This is a genomic window from Legionella drancourtii LLAP12, assembly GCF_000162755.2.
GTDB classification, from domain to species: domain Bacteria; phylum Pseudomonadota; class Gammaproteobacteria; order Legionellales; family Legionellaceae; genus Legionella; species Legionella drancourtii.
In genome coordinates this window covers 132,433-149,548 of the sequence record NZ_JH413822.1, presented here as the reverse complement: position 1 = coordinate 149,548, position 17,116 = coordinate 132,433, and the positions used below count along the sequence as shown (strand labels likewise).

Below are 17,116 nucleotides of genomic sequence, written 5' to 3'. Positions count from 1 at the left end.
CCTCTTAAGCGGCATGTGCTCTATAGATAATCTAAAAAAATTGGATGCTAGAATTTATTAAACATTAATGCGAAAAACGCATTCTTTTCTTGGGGAGTATTTGGTGAAACAATTTAAAAATAATATTTATCCCTTACTCCTTTTGGCACTTCCACTGGCGATGACCGGGCTCATTCAGTCTGCAACCTTCTTTTTTGAAACCATCTTCCTTGCCCACTTAGGTCCAGTAGCATTGGCAGCGGGTGCTATAGTTAGTTGGCTTGCTGGTACCTTTGCAGTTATTCTTTTTGGAACTTTAAGCTCCATTAATATTTTAGTTGCGCATAAATTCGGTGCCAAAGACAAGCATGGTATATCTCTTGTGGTGAGAGATGGAGTTTGGTTAGCCATTTTATTATCCATCCCTGCAGTATTCTTTTTTTGGAACATATCTCCTATTTTTCTGATTTTTGGTCAGAGTCCTCATACGGTTTTTCTTGCACAATCATACCTTCACGCACTTACTTGGGGGTTATTTCCTAACTTTCTAGTCATTGCTTTACTGGAATTTATAATTGGTTTGGGGCGAGCGCGTGTGATTTTGATATTTAGCATCCTTACAATGTCAATGACTATTGTCTTCAGTTTCGCCTTAATTTTTGGAAAATTTGGATTGCCGGCACTAGGTGTTGCAGGTGCAGGTTGGGGAATTACCATTGGTAATTGGATTACATTCATCCTCTTAAGTCTATATGTTTTAATGAACAAAGAGTACAGAAGCTATCTGAGTCATCTATTTACACTTACAAAAAAATCCTACTTACTTGAATTAATCAAAGTTGGTGCACCCATGGGCTTGATGTACTGCGTTGAGGTCGCGTTTTTCTTCGCCTTAACCCTGGTGATGGGTTCTTTTGGAGATGAGCTTTTAGCAGCAAATCAAATCGCCTTGCAGTATTTAGGCGTGCTTATGTCTATTGTTTTCTGTATCGCCCAAGCAATTACAGTACGTATGGGGCACTTACTGGGTGCAAGTGAGGTATCCTCTGCCAAACAAGCTGCTTATGCTGGAATCTGTATGTCTGCTAGCTTGATGTTTTTTGTCGCTCTTTGTTTTTGGACCTTCCCAAGCATCTTAATCTCCATCGATTTTAATATTTACAAACCTGAAAACTTAGAAACGGTACACCTTGCAACACAGTTTTTGGGAATCAGCGCGATTTTTCAAATCATTGAGGCTACGAGAATTTCTCTCTTTGGCTCCTTGCGAGGGCTAAAAGATACTCATTTTACTTTGCTCTCATCCATTATTGGTTTCTGGGGAATCGCTTTACCCTTTGGTTACATACTTGCCACTCGCTTCCATCTTAATGGAGTCGGGCTTTGGTGGGGAATGGTTATAGGTGCCTGCGTAAGCGTCATCTTGTTAGGTTGGCGCTTTAAATCCAAAATTAAGGATTATACTTAACTAAATCTAAAAGCCTCATAAAAAACCATTGACTTTAACGTTACGTCATCCTTTATCGTGTGGAAAGTCAGCCAGAGGAGTAAACATGCAATACACGGTAAATAAGCTTGCAAAGCTTTCAGGGGTCAGTACTCGAACCCTTCGCTTTTATGATGAGATTGGTTTATTAACGCCTGCTTTTTATGGAGATAATCAGTATCGTTATTATGGCGAAGAACAACTTTTGATGCTTCAGCAAATCTTATTTTTCCGTGAATTAGGTTTTCCTCTAAATGACATCAAGGGAATTATCAGTAGCAATGACTTCGATAAAATTGAAGCATTAAATACTCATAAATCCATACTTCAATCCAGTCTTGCGAGAACTGACACGCTCATCAAGACGATTGATAAAACCATTTCACATATAAGAGGAAAATTAATCATGCGTGATGCGGAAATGTATGACGGCTTTGATCCAAAAAAACAACAAGAGCATGAACAATATATGCTTGATACAGGAGTTATATCTCAGCAACAGATTGATGAAAGTTGGCAAAAAGTAGCACATTGGAAAAAGCCTAACTGGGAGACATTTAAAGAGGAAGGAGAACAATTGAATCAAGATTTGGCTGCAGCCGTAAATAATCACTTAAAGCCAAACTCCAGTGAAGTACAAACCTTAGTCCAAAGACATTACACATGGGTAAGTAATTTTTGGATACCCACTAAGGAAACATACAAAGGACTAGCTCAAATGTATCTTGATCATCCGGACTATCGCTCTTTTTATAGCAGCTATCATGCTGACTTGGTTGAGTATTTAGTTGAGGCCATGCGATTTTATGCTGAAAACAAATTATCTTGAAAATTTTGTCCGCCATTATGTTTTATGGTGGGCACTATTTGCAATTGATGTGAGGTTTGATTATGAACAATAAAACAAGGAGTGATAGCTTAAGCATGACATTGCCTGACGGTCGACAACTTGGGTTTGCAGAGTTTGGTTCCCCTGATGGAACGCCTATTTTGTATTTTCCCCGAGCTGTTACTCAATATCAAGCACAATAATTATTATTTTCTAACCAATTTATTAAGTTTTGACATAAAACATTACCACAATCTGGGACAAGTAACGTGTAGTAGCTATCAATTTCAAAACCCATATTCAGACCTGTATAAAGAGAGGCTCGATTATCTATATTACAACTCCACTGTGGAATGATTTTCAATTTTTTACATTCGTTAATTAGATGAGCGACAATTAATGTAGCATACCCTTTGCGTTTATGCTCAGGATGGGTAATAACGCCTATTTCAGCATATCCACCGCCCTTACTTGCATAAGCTTCACTAACAACACTAGAGCCCTTGCATAAAGCGTAGCCGATACCATGGCGTAAAAAATTTTCATCTGCCCCATAAAGTTCAGATCGCTCTTTATACCAGGTACATTGTTTAAAAAGATCGATTGATTCGATAGGCTTAATTTCAAGGGTAGGATCGGGTGATATAATTTGCTTTAGTTTAAGCAGCGATAGAGAACTACGCAAATGAAAATTCCAGCCGCGTTTTAAAAACAGATGATGATATTTAGCCCGGCAGTACAGCATGGGGAACTCTAATCCACCAACAAGAGAGATGACCTCCGTCACATCTTCATCTTCCAGCTCACCTGCAATAAATAAAAATGGATCGGGGCAATTCTCCATAATCAAAATTGCCTTAGATGGTAGCTCGAATATTTTTCCTGTATTTTGATGTTCAATAATTTCCCAGAGTATCCCTTGATTAGGGAAGGTTTTGAATTCTTCTAAAATCCATTGATCTAAAATTTTATCAAGTATTTTTAACATACGACTTGTTCCAAAATAAATTCACATCGATAAGTGACCGTCAGCTCTTTTGATAACATCATAATATCAAAACCAAACTCTTTATAAACATCTAGATGAATCTGTTCAAAAACCAATGCATCTTCGTAGCTAATTTTTCTAGCATCAGTGTGCTCGATAAAGCCCAAATTTTCAAAAAAGAAGACCTTGTTTTGATAGACTCCACCCTCTAGGCAACGAAGAATTTCATCAAGCAATATGGAAGAAGGCTTAAAATCGTCATTGCTCCAATGAGATAAATATTTACCAAGAGCATAGGTACAAAAAGGTGAGCGATCATAAAACTGCATATTTCCGGTAGAATTCATCTGGCGTTCTTTTTGCATGTGTGCAATTTTATCTAAAAACCCGTGCTCTTCCCATGGTCTTTCTATACCCTTAGCTTGCTCTATGCTAATGACATCCGTCGCAGCTTCATGAAGAACAGTATGACCTAATTTTTCTAGCTCTTTGATGACAGAAGTTTTTCCACTTCCTGGGGTACCAGTGAGGATGAAGCGTCTTATGTCAATGCATTTTTTGTCCATTAGGAACCTTTGGATCAACTGTTATCAAACATATAGCGCCGCTTTCATCCGCAAATCCCACAAGCAAAAACTGAGAGGTAAAGCCCGCTATATTCTTTTCTCCCAAATTAACGCATCCCACAATCTGGCGCCCAATAAGAAACTGGGGCGTATAATGCACAGTCACTTGAGCTGATGTTTGCAATACGCCAATCTCAGGTCCAAAATCTGCCCACACTTTGAATGCCGGCTTTTTTGCCCTTGGAAATTCTTCTACTTTCACAATCGTACCAGAGCGCAAATTCACTCGCTCAAACTCTTCGTATGTTATTGTTGTCATAATTTACCTATCTAAAAATTGAATAATAGATTTTTGAATTTCATCCTTAATTTCCGGACTTCCTCGATCACACAAATCTATATGCAGAGCACCTTTCACATAAATAACTTGAACACCAGACTCAGGTACGACCCCTTCATCTGGTTCATCATCTATTGCTCCAAAACGTAAAATCTCTAATTTCGGATTTCTTGGGAAAGGATACCTTCTGCTATCAAGTGAAATAACTTTTGAAACCATTTTGGGATGAGTCTGAGCCATCAACATAGACATATCGCCTCCGTTAGAATGGCCTATTAAAATCACTTTGTTCAGATTCAACTGTGGTTCTATTTTTTGCAGTTCATTCATCACAAACAAAATGTTTTGAACACCACGTTCCCAAAGGGGGTTTCTTCTTTCAAATAGATTTCCTGTTGTAGAAAGCGGTTTATCCGTCTCCAAATCATGCTGTATAGTCACTACGAAATATCCACGTGTTGCAAGAGCATTTGCAATAAACGAATATTCTGTATTTTTGATGCCATAGCCATGGCTGATGATCACCGCGGGTTTATTTATCGTTTCCCCTTGATAAATAACCACAGGAACATTTCTGTCTCGGGTCTTGTCAAACATATCAAGCGTTTTGCTTTCTAGAGCATAAGCATTACTTGCAATGATGAATGCACATAATATAAGACAGAGATTTTTAAAATATTTCATTAAATTAACCGCCATATAAATCTTATTTAAAATCCGTTGCTGAGAAACATAGGTTTTTCTTAGAAAACTCATCAAGAATAAATTTAGTCGTTTCAGCAATCGCTTTATCAGCCTTCTGCGCATTATCTTTTTTATTTGAAAATGTATAAATTGCTAGTACTATTGGCTTACATGCAGGCGACCATACAATTCCTATATCATTAGAAATAACAGAGCCTCCACCTGTTTTTTCTGCCGCGCTCCAACCTAGAGGCAATCCATATCTGATTTTTTTGTAACCTGTAGTATTGTTCATCATCCAAGTTTTTAATATATTCTGATTTTCTTGACCTAACACATTATTTTCTATCAATAATTTTTGAACACTTTGGGCCATATCTTTGGGAGTAGAGCTATCATGAATATTATTTGGATCTGAGTTTAAATTAGGTTCTAAATTTTCTAAATTAAATGATCTGTCGCCTATTGATTTTGCAAATTCATTAATGCTTTTAGTTCCTCCAAGCCTTGTAATCAGAATATTAGTTGCAGCATTATCACTATAACGCATTGCTGCTTCTGCAAGCTCCTTTATCGTCATGTAACCTCTATCTAAATTCAGGCGAACGATAGGACTCCAAAACACAATATCATCTGAAGAAATTTTTATTCTCTCATCAGCTTCAATATTTTTTAAAGCAACAGCTGCTACTAGCATCTTAACAGTGCTTTGAAATGGGAAGCGCTCATCCTGACGATAAGAAAAGCTGTTACCATTATTGGTGTCAATTGCATAAACGCCAATTTTAACATTGTACTTTGTCTCAATCTGCTTCACTCCTGCGTGTGCTTTGCAATTAACTGCAAAAGCAAATGTGCAAAACGCCAAGCTTAATACTTTCCAATATTTCATTTTAACTAACCTTTTTATAATTTATTACTCGTATGTTGTTTAACTTCTTCCATATCTTGTCCTTAAAAATATTTAACACCCATATCCTTACCTGCTTGCTCCATTGTCATTTTCAATCAATCCAACGATCCTTACCGGCGCTTCTGTACCATCTTTAATTTTGATGGGCAGGACCATGACAAAGCTTCCGGTCGGTAGCATACCCAGATTTGCTACATTTTCTATGATGATCTTATCCGCACCTAAAAAGAGTTTATGAACCTTAAAGCCATCTTCTGGGCGATCGGGCGAGAGTGTATCAATACCAATGGCGCTCACGCCTCGTTCAAGTAAAAGTGATGCGGCTTCAGAGGATACGGATGGGAACACATGGTTGTTATGATATTTCGAAGGTGTATGCCAAAATTTGCTCCAACCGGTTTTAACCATCACGCATGAGCCTTTTTGAATAAGCCCATACTTGCTTTCAAAATCGGCTACATCTTGCACGCTCAAGGAATAACGCTCAAAGCATTTACCTGATACATCAATCACCATGCACTGCATTACCAAATCATTTACATCAAAATCATGAATGAATCTCCCCTCAGGAATACAATGACTTGGCGCATCCATATGCGTGCCAATCCCAGCATGCATTCCCACTTTCATGACGCGAAATTTATCTTCACCTTGGCAATCAGCATAATCGATATGCACATCATGATTAAACCCGCATCCACCATTCCATGTAGGGATTGTGCTATCAAGTACGTGGGTTAGATCGATGATTTTGTAGGGGAAAGTCATAATATCTCTCAATTTAGTATCTTTTTGCATAAAGAACCCAAGGTCGCTTGAGGCCAGTTAAACCGGCCCCATATTTATTTGTTTTACAAAATTTTAGTTGCATAATGCCTCATTGCTTCGCATATAAATTTTTGCATTTTGGGATGATAAGCTTCAAAAAATGTTTTGATCGTGGCGTCATCATCTTCATACATGTGAATCAAGGCCAAATAAGCATCATGAGTCAAATTAAAAAAATTAGATTGCAGTTCGTAATGTTTCTGGATCAGCGCTTGTACATCTTCGCTTTCTGGTTTAGCATTTTTTGATATTAATTTCGCAATCGCTTTATCCAGCGTATCTACTTCATTTTTAAAATCAGACCATTCTTGCTCTGACCAAATGACATCATCTTTTTTAAAATGCTCCAACATTTTTTCTGCTGGTGTACCACGAGCTATACATGTATATTGGTTGCTCTTAGGCAGTTTTTTATCAAAACCAAAATATAATTCTTTGTCTGTCATAGCCTCTTTTCCTCTTAAATGTTGAATTGTTTTATCGATCGTAGTGATCAGATCATTTTTACGAACGATTTCATCTTCCAAAATTTTTCTATGCGCATTTAATGCTCTAATGTTGTCAAAGTCATTTTGCGAAAGAAGCCTTTGGATATCATTTAAGGCAAAGCCTAGCTCTTTAAAAAACAGAATTTGTTGCAAACGCAATAGTTGCTGCTCTTCATAATAACGGTAATTATTAGCTCCTTTTGAGAAAGGTTTAAGTAAACCAATTTCATCGTACCAATGCAGGGTACGTACACTTACACCAGATATCTTTGCTAATTCTTTTACCGTATAAGCCATAATCTTGCCCTCAAATAATACAATTCAAAGATAAGATATGACGTAACGTGAGGGTCAAGAGGTAATTTAAAGTAATTATCATAAATCCTGTTAACCTAATTTCTTCGTAAACCACAGCACCAGATCATCATCAAGCTGATAATGATTACCTGGAATCGTGGGTTCATAATTATAAGTAATACCCTTGCCATCAGGGATGTAGCCGCGTTTTACGTAAAGTCTTTGAGCTGCTCCATAGCCGCCATCTGCACCTGCATACAGGCCAACGCCGATGCCAATGATTTGGCTGTTCGTTGCAGCTTCTTTTTCTGCTGTATCAAGTAGTAAGGAGCCAACACCGATTTTTCGATAGGCCGGCAATACGTTTAAATCCACAATCTCGGGGATGCTTTGCTCTTGAAAAGATTGATACTGTGAGCACCATTTTAAGGTCACGTAACCGGCAAATTCGCCATTGAAGTGAGCCACCCAAACCAGTCGCTCTCCGGCGTCTTGTTCCTTCAAATATTCTTCGAAAAGCGATGGCGGTTTATTCCAGCCGATTGCGTTGAAAGCTTCAGAGATAAGTGGGATATGATCTGATGATAGTAATTCACAAGTTACAAAGGATTTCTCCATAAGGAAATTTGTCAGTTCTATATCACGAATTCGCACCGTTTGTTGCTTTATCACTTGAAATCCTTTGCTAGCAAAAAATGCTCTGGCAGTAGTGCTAACTTCTGCATAAATGCGCGGCAATAATTTTTCTCTCGCTTCAATTTCGATTTCACGCATAAGGGCCGTGCCAACTCCAGAACCTTGAAATTCATGATGGACATAAAAGCAATCGATATGGCCATTTGGCTCAAATTCTGCAAAGCCAACTACCGTACCATCTATTGTTGCAACAAAAGGATTTAGTTTTGCACATTTTTCTTGCCAAGCAGCATAATTATCATAGTATGATGTCCATGCATTAAGCTGCTCTTTACTATAATCCTTGGCATTGACTGTATGTACAGTGTTGTAAAAAATACTAGCAATATGTTTGGCATCCCCATCTTGATAGCATCGCACTTGAACCTTTCTTCTTTCATTCATTTCGTTTAATTCTCCCAAAATATGATTTATAAGTTCGCTAATATCAGCGCATCGATGGGGATGGTCTTTAGGGTCTGATCGCTTAAGAAGGTCAAGCAACGATGATAAATTCAATAAATGTATGGTAATGGGCCAATGAGCTGGTAATTTAATACCATTTTTTTGTAAGGCATCTACAAATGAGTTCTGGAATTCAGGTGGCATTTTATGGGCGTATCTGAGCATGTTAGCGATGTCCCAAAGATAAGACCCAGGAAAAGCAAATTCCCAGTCCAAAATGCCGGTAACAACCCAAGAGCCGTTAATTTGTTCTACCAAAATATTGGCGGGATCAAAGTCACCATGAACGAGGTGCTTTTCATCGTCAGTGGAAAATAGATATGCATATTGCTTTATAGCTTTTTTGATTTCATCAATCATCTCAGGCGATAGCACAGATACTACGGTTCTATCATTCAAGCAATCCAGTGCAAATTTTATAACATCAGAGGATTCGCACTCGACCACCTCCAAATCTTTGTTCAAGAAGCCAGATTTTGAAAATTCGTATGCTGTGATTTTTGAGAGAATCATCCCAACTTCACTCATGAGTGCACCGTTAGCATCAGAAGCGTTGCTTAACAAAAAATCACGAAGAGAAATGCCAGAAATAAACTCTGTAATAGCAAAGTGATACCCTTCAAGTTTGCCGATATAATGCGTTAGTGGTGCCGGCACAGTTTCTTTGATTAATGCGGCTAATTTTTGTTCTATGTGCGCTGCATCTTTGTCGCGCAAATAAACACGCAAAATCAGTGGCTTTTGTTCATTTTCCAACTGAATTTTGTAATTAAGATTAGCGCATCCGCCAGCAATCAATTCAGTGGAGGTAAGTTTTTTATCAGGATAAGCAAGGCGTACCATTTTTTCTGCCATGCCTTCTGGAAGCTGGTACGTGAGACTTGTTTTCTCCCAATCAACTTTAAACATTACAAGCTCCGCTTTAAAAAGATACAGCTAGAACCGCGCGTATAGCCCTGCCTTTCAAAATCAGTTACGTATCCTAATTTTTCATAGAATGCTTTAGCTCCCTGAAAGCTCATAGTCGCAACCGTTGCCATAGAACATCCTGACTTACGGCCATAATCATGCACAGCTTCCATCAATTGATATCCTAAACCTTTATTGCGATGATCGGGATGTACCCACAATTGATCTGTATAAATGCTGCCGAAAATCACACTGCCGTTGCAGCCTGCAATAATTTGGTTCTTATCATCTCGCATAAAGAATGCAAAAGGATAGGCTTCGCCCAATTTAGGTGTCTCTTGATTGATTTTATTGGTTAGAAAATCTATGTCTTCACTTGCGGGCGTGGATATAAACTCTATGGTCAAGGGCGATCTCCTTTATACTCAAAGCATTCAAACTTTCCTGCTTTAGAAAAACCAAGGCGTTCGTAAATATGATAACCAGAGTCACTTGAAGCTGACAAAGTTAAAGAAGTAGTGTCCTTAGGTGCTCCATATACAATACTAAACATACTTGTTTTTAGGTCACAATTAATGACGGTCACACTGTTCATTTCATAAACGTCAAAACCAAGATTTTTTAGTAGATATGCAAAATGACCCAGGTGGTTTTGCTCTGTTGTATTGAGTTGCTTATTACTTAAATTCATTTATTTTCCGCATAAATTCGTTTCAATTCATCTATCTTGCCATTGGTTATAACCTCAAGATTATCCGTGATTTTTTGGACGTCCCAGTCCCACCATTTTAGAGCAAGCAACAATTGGATCGTTTCTTCATCAAACCTTTTGCGAATTTCCTTTGCAGGATTTCCGCCAACAATCGTGTAAGGCTCAACATCTTTGGTCACTAAGCTGTTTGTGCCGATAATAGCGCCATCGCCAATTTTTACACCTTGCATGATAGTTACGCTATTACCAATCCAAACGTCATTACCGACAACTGTGTCCCCCTTACTCACTACTTGCATAGGATCTTTTTCTGCCCATTCTCCACCAAAAACCTTAAATGGATAGGTGGAAAAACCATTCATTGCATGGTTTGATCCATTCATGATGAAACGGACTCCTGTGGCGATTTGGCAGAATTTGCCGATGATGAGCTTGTCCCCCATAAAGTCAAAGAGATAAAGAATATTTTTCTCAAAGTTGTGCACGTCTTCAGGATCATCATAATAAGTATAATCACCCACAATAATTTGAGGGTTTGTGATGATGTTTTTTAAGTATGCTGTCCTTGAAACGCCCTCTATGGGGTAAAGAGTGTTGGGATTTGGATAATTTCTCTCTACCATGACTTTCCTCCCCAAGACATACCACCGTCTATATTTAGGCATGCGCCTGTAACATATTTTGAGGCGTTGTTGGATGCAAGGTATAACACTAGCCCGTCAAGGTCAGTTGGTTCAGCAATATCTCCATAAGGAATCAAGGGAATTATTTGCTCTAAGTCAGGTCCATTCATAGGGGTTCTAATCCAACCTGGAGAAATACAATTGATCCGTATTTTATGGGGCGATAACTCACCAACCAAGGTTTTGGTTAAATGAATCACTGCTGCCTTGCTAACACTATAGGCAGCACCGCATTTTGCAGGAATGGCATCCCCATTCACACTGCCGATATTAATAATCGATCCATGAATACCATGGTTCTTCATATGATTCGCCACTGATTTTGTGACATACCAAACACCCATCAGATTCGTTTGAATGATCGACTCAAAATTATCGTTATCATCCTCTTCAAAAATAGGAGTAAGAATAGCAATTCCGGCATTATTAACGCAGATGTCGATCTTTTCACCATTCTTTTCTAACTCAGAAAAACAATTTTTTACGGATTGTTTGTCTGACACATCCATCTGGATGGCCCTAGCGTTATTAAGCTTAAGCGCCAAGTCGTTCAATTTATCAATCCTGCGAGCGGCCAAGATCACACGTGCGCCTGCACCTGATAGGCAACGGGCGAATTGTTCCCCAAGACCACTTGAAGCCCCGGTGATTAATGATGTTTTACCATTTAGATCAAATAGTTGCATTTTTAATTTTCCGCCAGATGACAAAATTATGAGATTCCTACAGCTTTATCTTGACATAAAACTATATTTTGTGCATCTATAATATGCATAATCATGTTATGATGGTTATTTTTTTTCTAAAACAACCCCTTTTTATGGAGAAAAATACATGTCAGGTAACGCCACAAAAGACTACAAAATCCCAGTGTTAGAGGGCCCAAGTTTTACTTTTGCTCAGGCATATTTTACGTGGAAGCGCATCACAGACAGGGCTTTAGAGGCTATTGGCCTAACGCATACACAGTATGTCTTTATGGGGACACTGTTTGAGCTAGAAAAACATCACGACAAGGCAACGCAAAATGATCTGGCTAGGCTCACCAATTCTGATGTAACCATGACATCCCAAATTCTTCGTACTCTACAAAAACGTGGGCTTGTTTGCCGCGCGCAAATAGAAGGTGATGAGCGGGCAAAATACTCTAGCCTATCACTTGCCGGAAAAAAGCTCGTCAAAAAAGCCGCTGAAATTATGAAAACAAATGAGAAGGAGTATTTTGCTCCCGTAGAACAAGATATGGAACAATTTTTGACTTCCCTGAAGGTTTTAACACGCGTTAAAGAGATTAATCTGCTATGAAAATCACTTTCACTCCCTTAGCTGAGTCACATTTTCCTCTGTTACTGAAGTGGCTGGAAGCGCCGCACGTTAAAGCATGGTGGGATCAGAGTGTGACGTATACGCTGGATTTGGTTCATGAGAAATATAGCTCATACGTCAAAGGCTATAAGCTTGTAGAAGGCCTTGAGAAACCCATCAAAAGCTTCATTATTCAGCATAACCAAAATCCAGTTGGTTACATTCAGATTTATAATGCATACGATTTTCCCAGAAGTAAGTCACTCTTAGGCCTACCAGAAAACTTGGGTGCATTTGATATTTTTATTGGCGCAGAAGAGGCATTACAACAAGGTGTTGGCTCAAAAGCAATTTTAGAATTCCTTAAATTACAAGGCAATCAGTACTCCCACATTTTTGCCGATCCAGATAGTAATAATGTTGCTGCCGTTAAATGCTACGAGAAAGCAGGATTCAAGAAGGTATCAGAACAGGAAGATACTGGAGAAGTGTGGATGTTAAAGGATTTATCTTCGAGGAATGAACCATTGCCAACCATCCAAAAACTTATTAAAGAACGCTATCCTGATGCTAAAGCCATATTCTGGGCGGGATCTGTTTCAGTTAATAAGGGAACAAATACATCCGATCTAGATCTTGTGATTATTTTTGAAGAAATAGCCCACGCTTATCGAGAAGCCTTTATTTACAATGGTTGGCCTATTGACGCATTTATTAACGATTTTAATACCTTGCGATATTTTTTTGAGGAATCAAGGACAGGGAATGGTATCTCTGGCCTCTGCCATATGATTTTGAATGGACGCGAGGTAACAAACTCCAGCGCTTTTTCAGAAAATGTTAAAACACTCGCGCAAGAAGTTTTGAATGCAGGGCCAGCTACATGGGACCAAGAACAAATCAACAAAGAACGATTTTTAATTACCGATGTTCTGGATGATATTAAATGTCCAGCCGGGCGCGATGAGCAGATTGCATCCGCTGCATGGTTACTTGAGGCTCTGGGGCAATTTTATTTTAGAAGCCAAAATAAGTGGTGCGCCAGCGGTAAATCAATTATCCGTTATCTGAAAAGCGATAATCCCGATCTTGCTTTAGAATTCACGCAAGCTTTTGAAGGTCTCTTCCAAACAGGCCATTCTACTGCATTAGAATTATTAGTAATGAAAATTCTAGAATCTTATGGTGGATTATTTTGGAATGGATTCAGGTCAGATGCCCCAAAAGAATCAAGGATAACCGAGGCTGGCATTTTGTCAAAATCGATTGAAGCGATGGAGCGATCCCTTTTAGACTCTTCTGTAAGACAATCCACCGAGCAATTAAGTAAGTTAATCGCCGATGATTTTCTTGAGTTTGGCACCTCCGGTAAGATTTATAACAAGCAGGATTGTATCAAACCAGATGAAACCTCAAGAAAATTTGTGGTCAGCGACTTCAAGATTAAGGAATTATCCAAGGACGTGACGTTAGCAACATACAAAACAACAGAAGATGGCATTGCTTCGCTGCGATCTTCAATTTGGCAGCGATATGGTGATGAGTGGAAAATGATATTTCATCAAGGCACAAAATGTGAGGTTGAAGATGAGCACGAAGAATAATATCCACGTTTTGAGTCGAGGCGTGATAATAGATCAAGACCATATTTTGCTTTGCAAAACACTTGACCTGCCAATCAGTTTTTATTTTCTCCCAGGGGGGCATGTTGAGCATGGTGAATCGGTTGAAACATCGCTCCTTCGTGAATTAATAGAAGAAACTGGAGCTCATTGCAAAATCAAGAGATTTTTAGGATGTATAGAATACAGCTTCGAACCTGGTCATAGCAGTATCTGTCACAACCATGAATATAATTTTATTTTTGAGGCTGAATCAGAATCTTTGAAAAGCAATCATAAAATTCCCCAGCTTGAAAAGCATATTGAATTAATCTGGGTTCCCTTGCATCAATTATCTGAGATTGATTTTAGAGCCGAGCCCTTGAGAGAACTCGTGCCTCAGTGGCTGAAAACGCGGGCCTCAGATGTATTTAGGAGCGTGATGATATGACACAACCAACAACCATCATCTATTTAACAGGCAAGCCTGGGGTCGGTAAATACACCATTGCTAAGGAGTTGGCTGCAAACCATGGTTTTATCGTTTGCGATAATCAGCTGATCAATAATCCTATTTTTGAGCTATTGCAATATGACGGATATGCCAAGATACCTGATTTTGCTTGGGATACTATCGCTCGCATAAGGGCTGAACTTTTCGATTTCCTGGTCCATCACACCAAGAATAGTTATGTGCTTACAAACTGTTTGGCAGATACTCAGGAAGATAGAGAACTTTACGGACAAGTGCAACAAATGGCCGAAACACGAGGGTCATTATTTATTCCAGTACAAATTCAAATTAATAAAGAAGAGCATCTAAAGCGCCTGACACGACCAGAAAGAAGAGAAAGGTGGAAGTCAATTGATCCAAACGATGCTGAAGATAATGGGCCAATTATCTCGATCTCCCACCCTAATTTATTTTCGCTAAATGTTAGCAATTTAAGCCCGGAAGATGCAGCGGAGGCCATTATGAATCATATAAAAATACTAAGCCAAGGGTGAAGATGAAAACACTTAAACATACAACAGCAAAAGCCTCTTATTACAACACAAGGGCTGAGTGCTATGATGAATTTAATGAAAATAATTCGAGGGCCATCAATGCGCTTTTAGAGAAAATATTAAAAGAGCATCAGATTACTACCGTTCTTGATCTTACTTGCGGTACCGGTTCTCAAGTCTTTTGGCTCATCGAGGCAGGCTTTGAAGTTATGGGCAGCGACATTAGCCGGAGCATGCTCAACATTGCTAAACAAAAAGCGAAACTTAAGCAGTTGAAAATTAAATTCTTACAAGGAGATTGCCGCACTGTTCATGCAGGCCAGTTCGATGCTGCGATTACCATATTTAATGCAATTGGTCATTTGACTCGCGAAGACTTTAAACTCACCATCCAAAATATAAATCGTAACTTAAATGCAGGTGGTTTGTATATTTTCGACATATTTAATTTAGATTATCTGAAAGCCGGTAATAACATCACAAAATTAACTGGAGATTGGATGGCTGCAACCGATGGTCAGAAATTCAGAGAAATTCAATTTAGCACCATCTCTGATGACAGCATTTTAGCATCCTATAGTACCTATGTTTATCAAGATGGAAATGAGAGTCCTACAAAAGTATCAAAAGGTTATGAAAACACGCTTCAAGTTTACGGTAGCGATGAGTTACAAGAAATCTTAAAAGAAAATGGGTTTGTTGTATTAGCTCAAACCGACATAAATGGCGAAGCGTTTTCGAAAGAAAATTCTGAGCGGATATTAACGATTGCCAAGAAGGTGTAATGCTATGAATAAAATAATCCTCTATATTGCAACTGCGCTTGATGGCTTTATCGCAGATATTAACGGCGGCGTTGATTGGCTTCCGCATCCAAAAGATGATGCTGAACTAGAAGCGGTTGGCTACAAAGACCTAATGGAACGCATCGATACAATTCTAATGGGAAGCCGAAGCTACAAACAAATTTTAAGCTTTGGTGATTGGGGCTGGCAGGATAAACACACTTATGTTTTCACCTCCAAAAAACTTGAACCCGATAAACCCTACATCAGCATTACGCACGATAGCCCATTTGAGTTTATGGCCAAGTTCAAAGACCGCACATCAGATAAAGACATCTGGCTTCTGGGCGGTGCAGAGCTTGCTAAAAGCTTTGCACAAGAAGGCCTACTTAATGAAGTCATTCTTACAATTATTCCTCAGACTTTAGGAGAAGGTATACCGCTTGGCTTAACTTTTGAAAAGTTTGATTTAACAGCCGAAAAAGCTTTAACGGATGGCATGATGCAAAAAATTTATTCAAGGAAAAACACATGAACATTACGTTTCAAAAAGCGTCGACATCATACATAGACACCATCTTTAGTTGGCTTACCGAGCCTCATATGATGGAGTTCTGGGATAACAGCCAAGAACATAAAGATGATATTCTTAATTTTATCCAGGGAAAGCCGCAAACTTATTTTGCAGGAACAACTCAGTACTGGATCGGTTTTATAGATAAACAGCCGTACGCTTTTGTTCTGTCTGATATTCTCAAAAAAGATCAAGAAGACCTTTCGAATACGCACCTTGCAAACATGTCTGAAACGGGGTATACAATCGCGCTCGATTTTGGTATAGCCAATAAAGAATATTTAGGGCGCGGACTGGCGGCGCCTACGCTGTCGGAATTTATGATTTTTTATAAAAAAGACATAGATCCGAAAGCCGACACATTTTTTATCGATCCGGACGAAAACAATCCTAGAGCTATAAGAGTTTATAATAAAGCCGGCTTTACTAAAGTTGGGCAATATCAAGCAACGCAAGGAGCATTCATCGGACACAACAGTGATTTAATGGTAAAAAAACTATGACTATTACAAACATCAATCACATCACTTTAGCTGTTAGTAACATCCACCGAGCTTTCTCGTTTTACAAAGATGTTTTAGGGTTTAAACCATTAGTTAAATGGGATCAAGGAGCATATTTCTTGATAGGAGACTTTTGGTTCTGCCTCAACGTTGATTTAGCAAGAGAACCTCAGTCTTGTTATACCCATTATGCATTTAGTGTAAGCAGTGAAGATTTTGAAATGATGGCTGATAAAATTCAAAATTCCGGCGCTCACATTTTTAAAGAGAACACATCTCCTGGTGAATCTCTCTATTTTCTTGATCCAGATGGGCACAAATTAGAAATTCATGTTGGAAACAGCGAAGCCAGAATAGCAGCTAAAAAAGCTAACCTTGGCAACTGGAAAAATGTGGAGTGGTTTGTGTGATTAATCAACACTTAAATTTAATATGCGATCATTTTAATCTTGGGATACCAACTCAAGCGCCCACAAGAGTACACGGTGGCTTGCTACA

Annotated in this window: 23 protein-coding genes; 11 read left to right on the top strand and 12 right to left on the bottom strand. The window is 38.8% G+C overall.

Features of this window, described 5'->3' with window-relative positions:
* Positions 1-103 precede the first annotated feature (103 nt).
* The 3 genes from LDG_RS09220 to LDG_RS19645 all read left to right on the top strand — a co-directional run bounded on the left by LDG_RS09220 (position 104) and on the right by LDG_RS19645 (position 2,497).
* Positions 104-1,447 carry an MATE family efflux transporter gene (locus LDG_RS09220; protein WP_006871033.1) on the top strand — a complete coding sequence of 448 codons (1,344 nt, stop codon included), beginning with the start codon at positions 104-106 and terminating at the stop codon, positions 1,445-1,447.
* A gap of 85 nt (positions 1,448-1,532) precedes the next feature.
* Positions 1,533-2,294, top strand: coding sequence for a MerR family transcriptional regulator (locus LDG_RS09215; RefSeq protein ID WP_006871032.1), 762 nt, complete (start codon positions 1,533-1,535; stop codon positions 2,292-2,294).
* Positions 2,295-2,356: 62 nt separating this feature from the next.
* Positions 2,357-2,497, top strand: a complete 141-nt coding sequence (locus tag LDG_RS19645) for a hypothetical protein (RefSeq protein ID WP_006871031.1) — start codon at positions 2,357-2,359, stop codon at positions 2,495-2,497.
* Here the strand turns inward: LDG_RS19645 and LDG_RS09210 are convergent.
* The 12 genes from LDG_RS09210 to LDG_RS09150 form a co-directional block, all read right to left on the bottom strand.
* Positions 2,485-3,282, bottom strand: coding sequence for a GNAT family N-acetyltransferase (locus LDG_RS09210; RefSeq protein WP_006871030.1), 798 nt, complete (start codon positions 3,280-3,282; stop codon positions 2,485-2,487). The two genes, LDG_RS19645 and LDG_RS09210, sit on opposite strands and share 13 nt — an antisense overlap.
* Positions 3,276-3,848 carry an AAA family ATPase gene (locus LDG_RS09205; protein ID WP_006871029.1) on the bottom strand — a complete coding sequence of 191 codons (573 nt, stop codon included), beginning with the start codon at positions 3,846-3,848 and terminating at the stop codon, positions 3,276-3,278. The genes LDG_RS09210 and LDG_RS09205 overlap by 7 nt, the downstream gene beginning before the upstream one ends.
* Complete coding sequence (locus LDG_RS09200; protein WP_006871028.1) at positions 3,829-4,167, bottom strand: tRNA-binding protein; 339 nt, start codon at positions 4,165-4,167, stop codon at positions 3,829-3,831. The genes LDG_RS09205 and LDG_RS09200 overlap by 20 nt, the downstream gene beginning before the upstream one ends.
* Before the next feature lie 3 nt (positions 4,168-4,170).
* Entirely contained in the window at positions 4,171-4,887 is a 717-nt protein-coding gene (locus LDG_RS09195) for an alpha/beta fold hydrolase (RefSeq protein WP_199484674.1), read from the bottom strand.
* 7 nt (positions 4,888-4,894) lie between these two features.
* Positions 4,895-5,764: a class A beta-lactamase gene (gene bla, locus LDG_RS09190; RefSeq protein WP_006871026.1), complete on the bottom strand. Its 870-nt coding sequence runs from the start codon at positions 5,762-5,764 to the stop codon at positions 4,895-4,897.
* An 87-nt stretch (positions 5,765-5,851) separates the two neighbouring features.
* On the bottom strand, positions 5,852-6,583 hold the full coding sequence (locus tag LDG_RS09185; protein ID WP_006871025.1) for a cyclase family protein: 732 nt from the start codon (positions 6,581-6,583) through the stop codon (positions 5,852-5,854).
* 53 nt (positions 6,584-6,636) lie between these two features.
* A complete protein-coding gene (locus tag LDG_RS09180; RefSeq protein WP_006871024.1) occupies positions 6,637-7,398 on the bottom strand; it encodes a MerR family transcriptional regulator in 762 nt (253 codons plus the stop codon).
* Positions 7,399-7,488: 90 nt separating this feature from the next.
* A complete protein-coding gene (locus LDG_RS20250) occupies positions 7,489-9,447 on the bottom strand; it encodes a GNAT family N-acetyltransferase (RefSeq protein ID WP_006871023.1) in 1,959 nt (652 codons plus the stop codon).
* On the bottom strand, positions 9,447-9,854 hold the full coding sequence (locus LDG_RS09165; protein ID WP_006871022.1) for a GNAT family N-acetyltransferase: 408 nt from the start codon (positions 9,852-9,854) through the stop codon (positions 9,447-9,449). The genes LDG_RS20250 and LDG_RS09165 overlap by 1 nt, the downstream gene beginning before the upstream one ends.
* A complete protein-coding gene (locus LDG_RS09160; RefSeq protein ID WP_006871021.1) occupies positions 9,851-10,138 on the bottom strand; it encodes a hypothetical protein in 288 nt (95 codons plus the stop codon). Before LDG_RS09160 ends, LDG_RS09165 begins: the two co-directional genes overlap by 4 nt.
* On the bottom strand, positions 10,135-10,782 hold the full coding sequence (locus LDG_RS09155) for a CatB-related O-acetyltransferase (protein ID WP_040535114.1): 648 nt from the start codon (positions 10,780-10,782) through the stop codon (positions 10,135-10,137). Before LDG_RS09155 ends, LDG_RS09160 begins: the two co-directional genes overlap by 4 nt.
* Positions 10,776-11,528, bottom strand: a complete 753-nt coding sequence (locus tag LDG_RS09150) for an SDR family NAD(P)-dependent oxidoreductase (protein WP_040535184.1) — start codon at positions 11,526-11,528, stop codon at positions 10,776-10,778. The genes LDG_RS09155 and LDG_RS09150 overlap by 7 nt, the downstream gene beginning before the upstream one ends.
* Positions 11,529-11,676: 148 nt before the next feature.
* Here LDG_RS09150 and LDG_RS09145 point away from each other — a divergent pair, with 148 nt between their 5' ends.
* The 8 genes from LDG_RS09145 to LDG_RS09110 are packed head-to-tail and all read left to right on the top strand — an operon-like array spanning position 11,677 to position 17,028.
* The gene (locus LDG_RS09145) at positions 11,677-12,147 is read left to right on the top strand and encodes a MarR family winged helix-turn-helix transcriptional regulator (protein WP_006871018.1); all 471 of its coding nucleotides are present in this window, start codon (positions 11,677-11,679) and stop codon (positions 12,145-12,147) included.
* A complete protein-coding gene (locus LDG_RS20245) occupies positions 12,144-13,751 on the top strand; it encodes a GNAT family N-acetyltransferase (RefSeq protein WP_065236313.1) in 1,608 nt (535 codons plus the stop codon). Before LDG_RS09145 ends, LDG_RS20245 begins: the two co-directional genes overlap by 4 nt.
* The gene (locus tag LDG_RS09135; protein WP_040535112.1) at positions 13,735-14,199 is read left to right on the top strand and encodes an NUDIX domain-containing protein; all 465 of its coding nucleotides are present in this window, start codon (positions 13,735-13,737) and stop codon (positions 14,197-14,199) included. The genes LDG_RS20245 and LDG_RS09135 overlap by 17 nt, the downstream gene beginning before the upstream one ends.
* Complete coding sequence (locus LDG_RS09130; protein ID WP_006871015.1) at positions 14,196-14,756, top strand: AAA family ATPase; 561 nt, start codon at positions 14,196-14,198, stop codon at positions 14,754-14,756. The genes LDG_RS09135 and LDG_RS09130 overlap by 4 nt, the downstream gene beginning before the upstream one ends.
* 2 nt (positions 14,757-14,758) lie before the next feature.
* On the top strand, positions 14,759-15,541 hold the full coding sequence (locus LDG_RS09125) for a class I SAM-dependent methyltransferase (RefSeq protein WP_006871014.1): 783 nt from the start codon (positions 14,759-14,761) through the stop codon (positions 15,539-15,541).
* A gap of 4 nt (positions 15,542-15,545) precedes the next feature.
* On the top strand, positions 15,546-16,076 hold the full coding sequence (locus tag LDG_RS09120; protein ID WP_006871013.1) for a dihydrofolate reductase family protein: 531 nt from the start codon (positions 15,546-15,548) through the stop codon (positions 16,074-16,076).
* Positions 16,073-16,618 carry a GNAT family N-acetyltransferase gene (locus LDG_RS09115; protein WP_006871012.1) on the top strand — a complete coding sequence of 182 codons (546 nt, stop codon included), beginning with the start codon at positions 16,073-16,075 and terminating at the stop codon, positions 16,616-16,618. The genes LDG_RS09120 and LDG_RS09115 overlap by 4 nt, the downstream gene beginning before the upstream one ends.
* Positions 16,615-17,028, top strand: coding sequence for a fosfomycin resistance glutathione transferase (locus LDG_RS09110; RefSeq protein ID WP_040535111.1), 414 nt, complete (start codon positions 16,615-16,617; stop codon positions 17,026-17,028). Before LDG_RS09115 ends, LDG_RS09110 begins: the two co-directional genes overlap by 4 nt.
* Positions 17,029-17,116 lie beyond the last annotated feature (88 nt).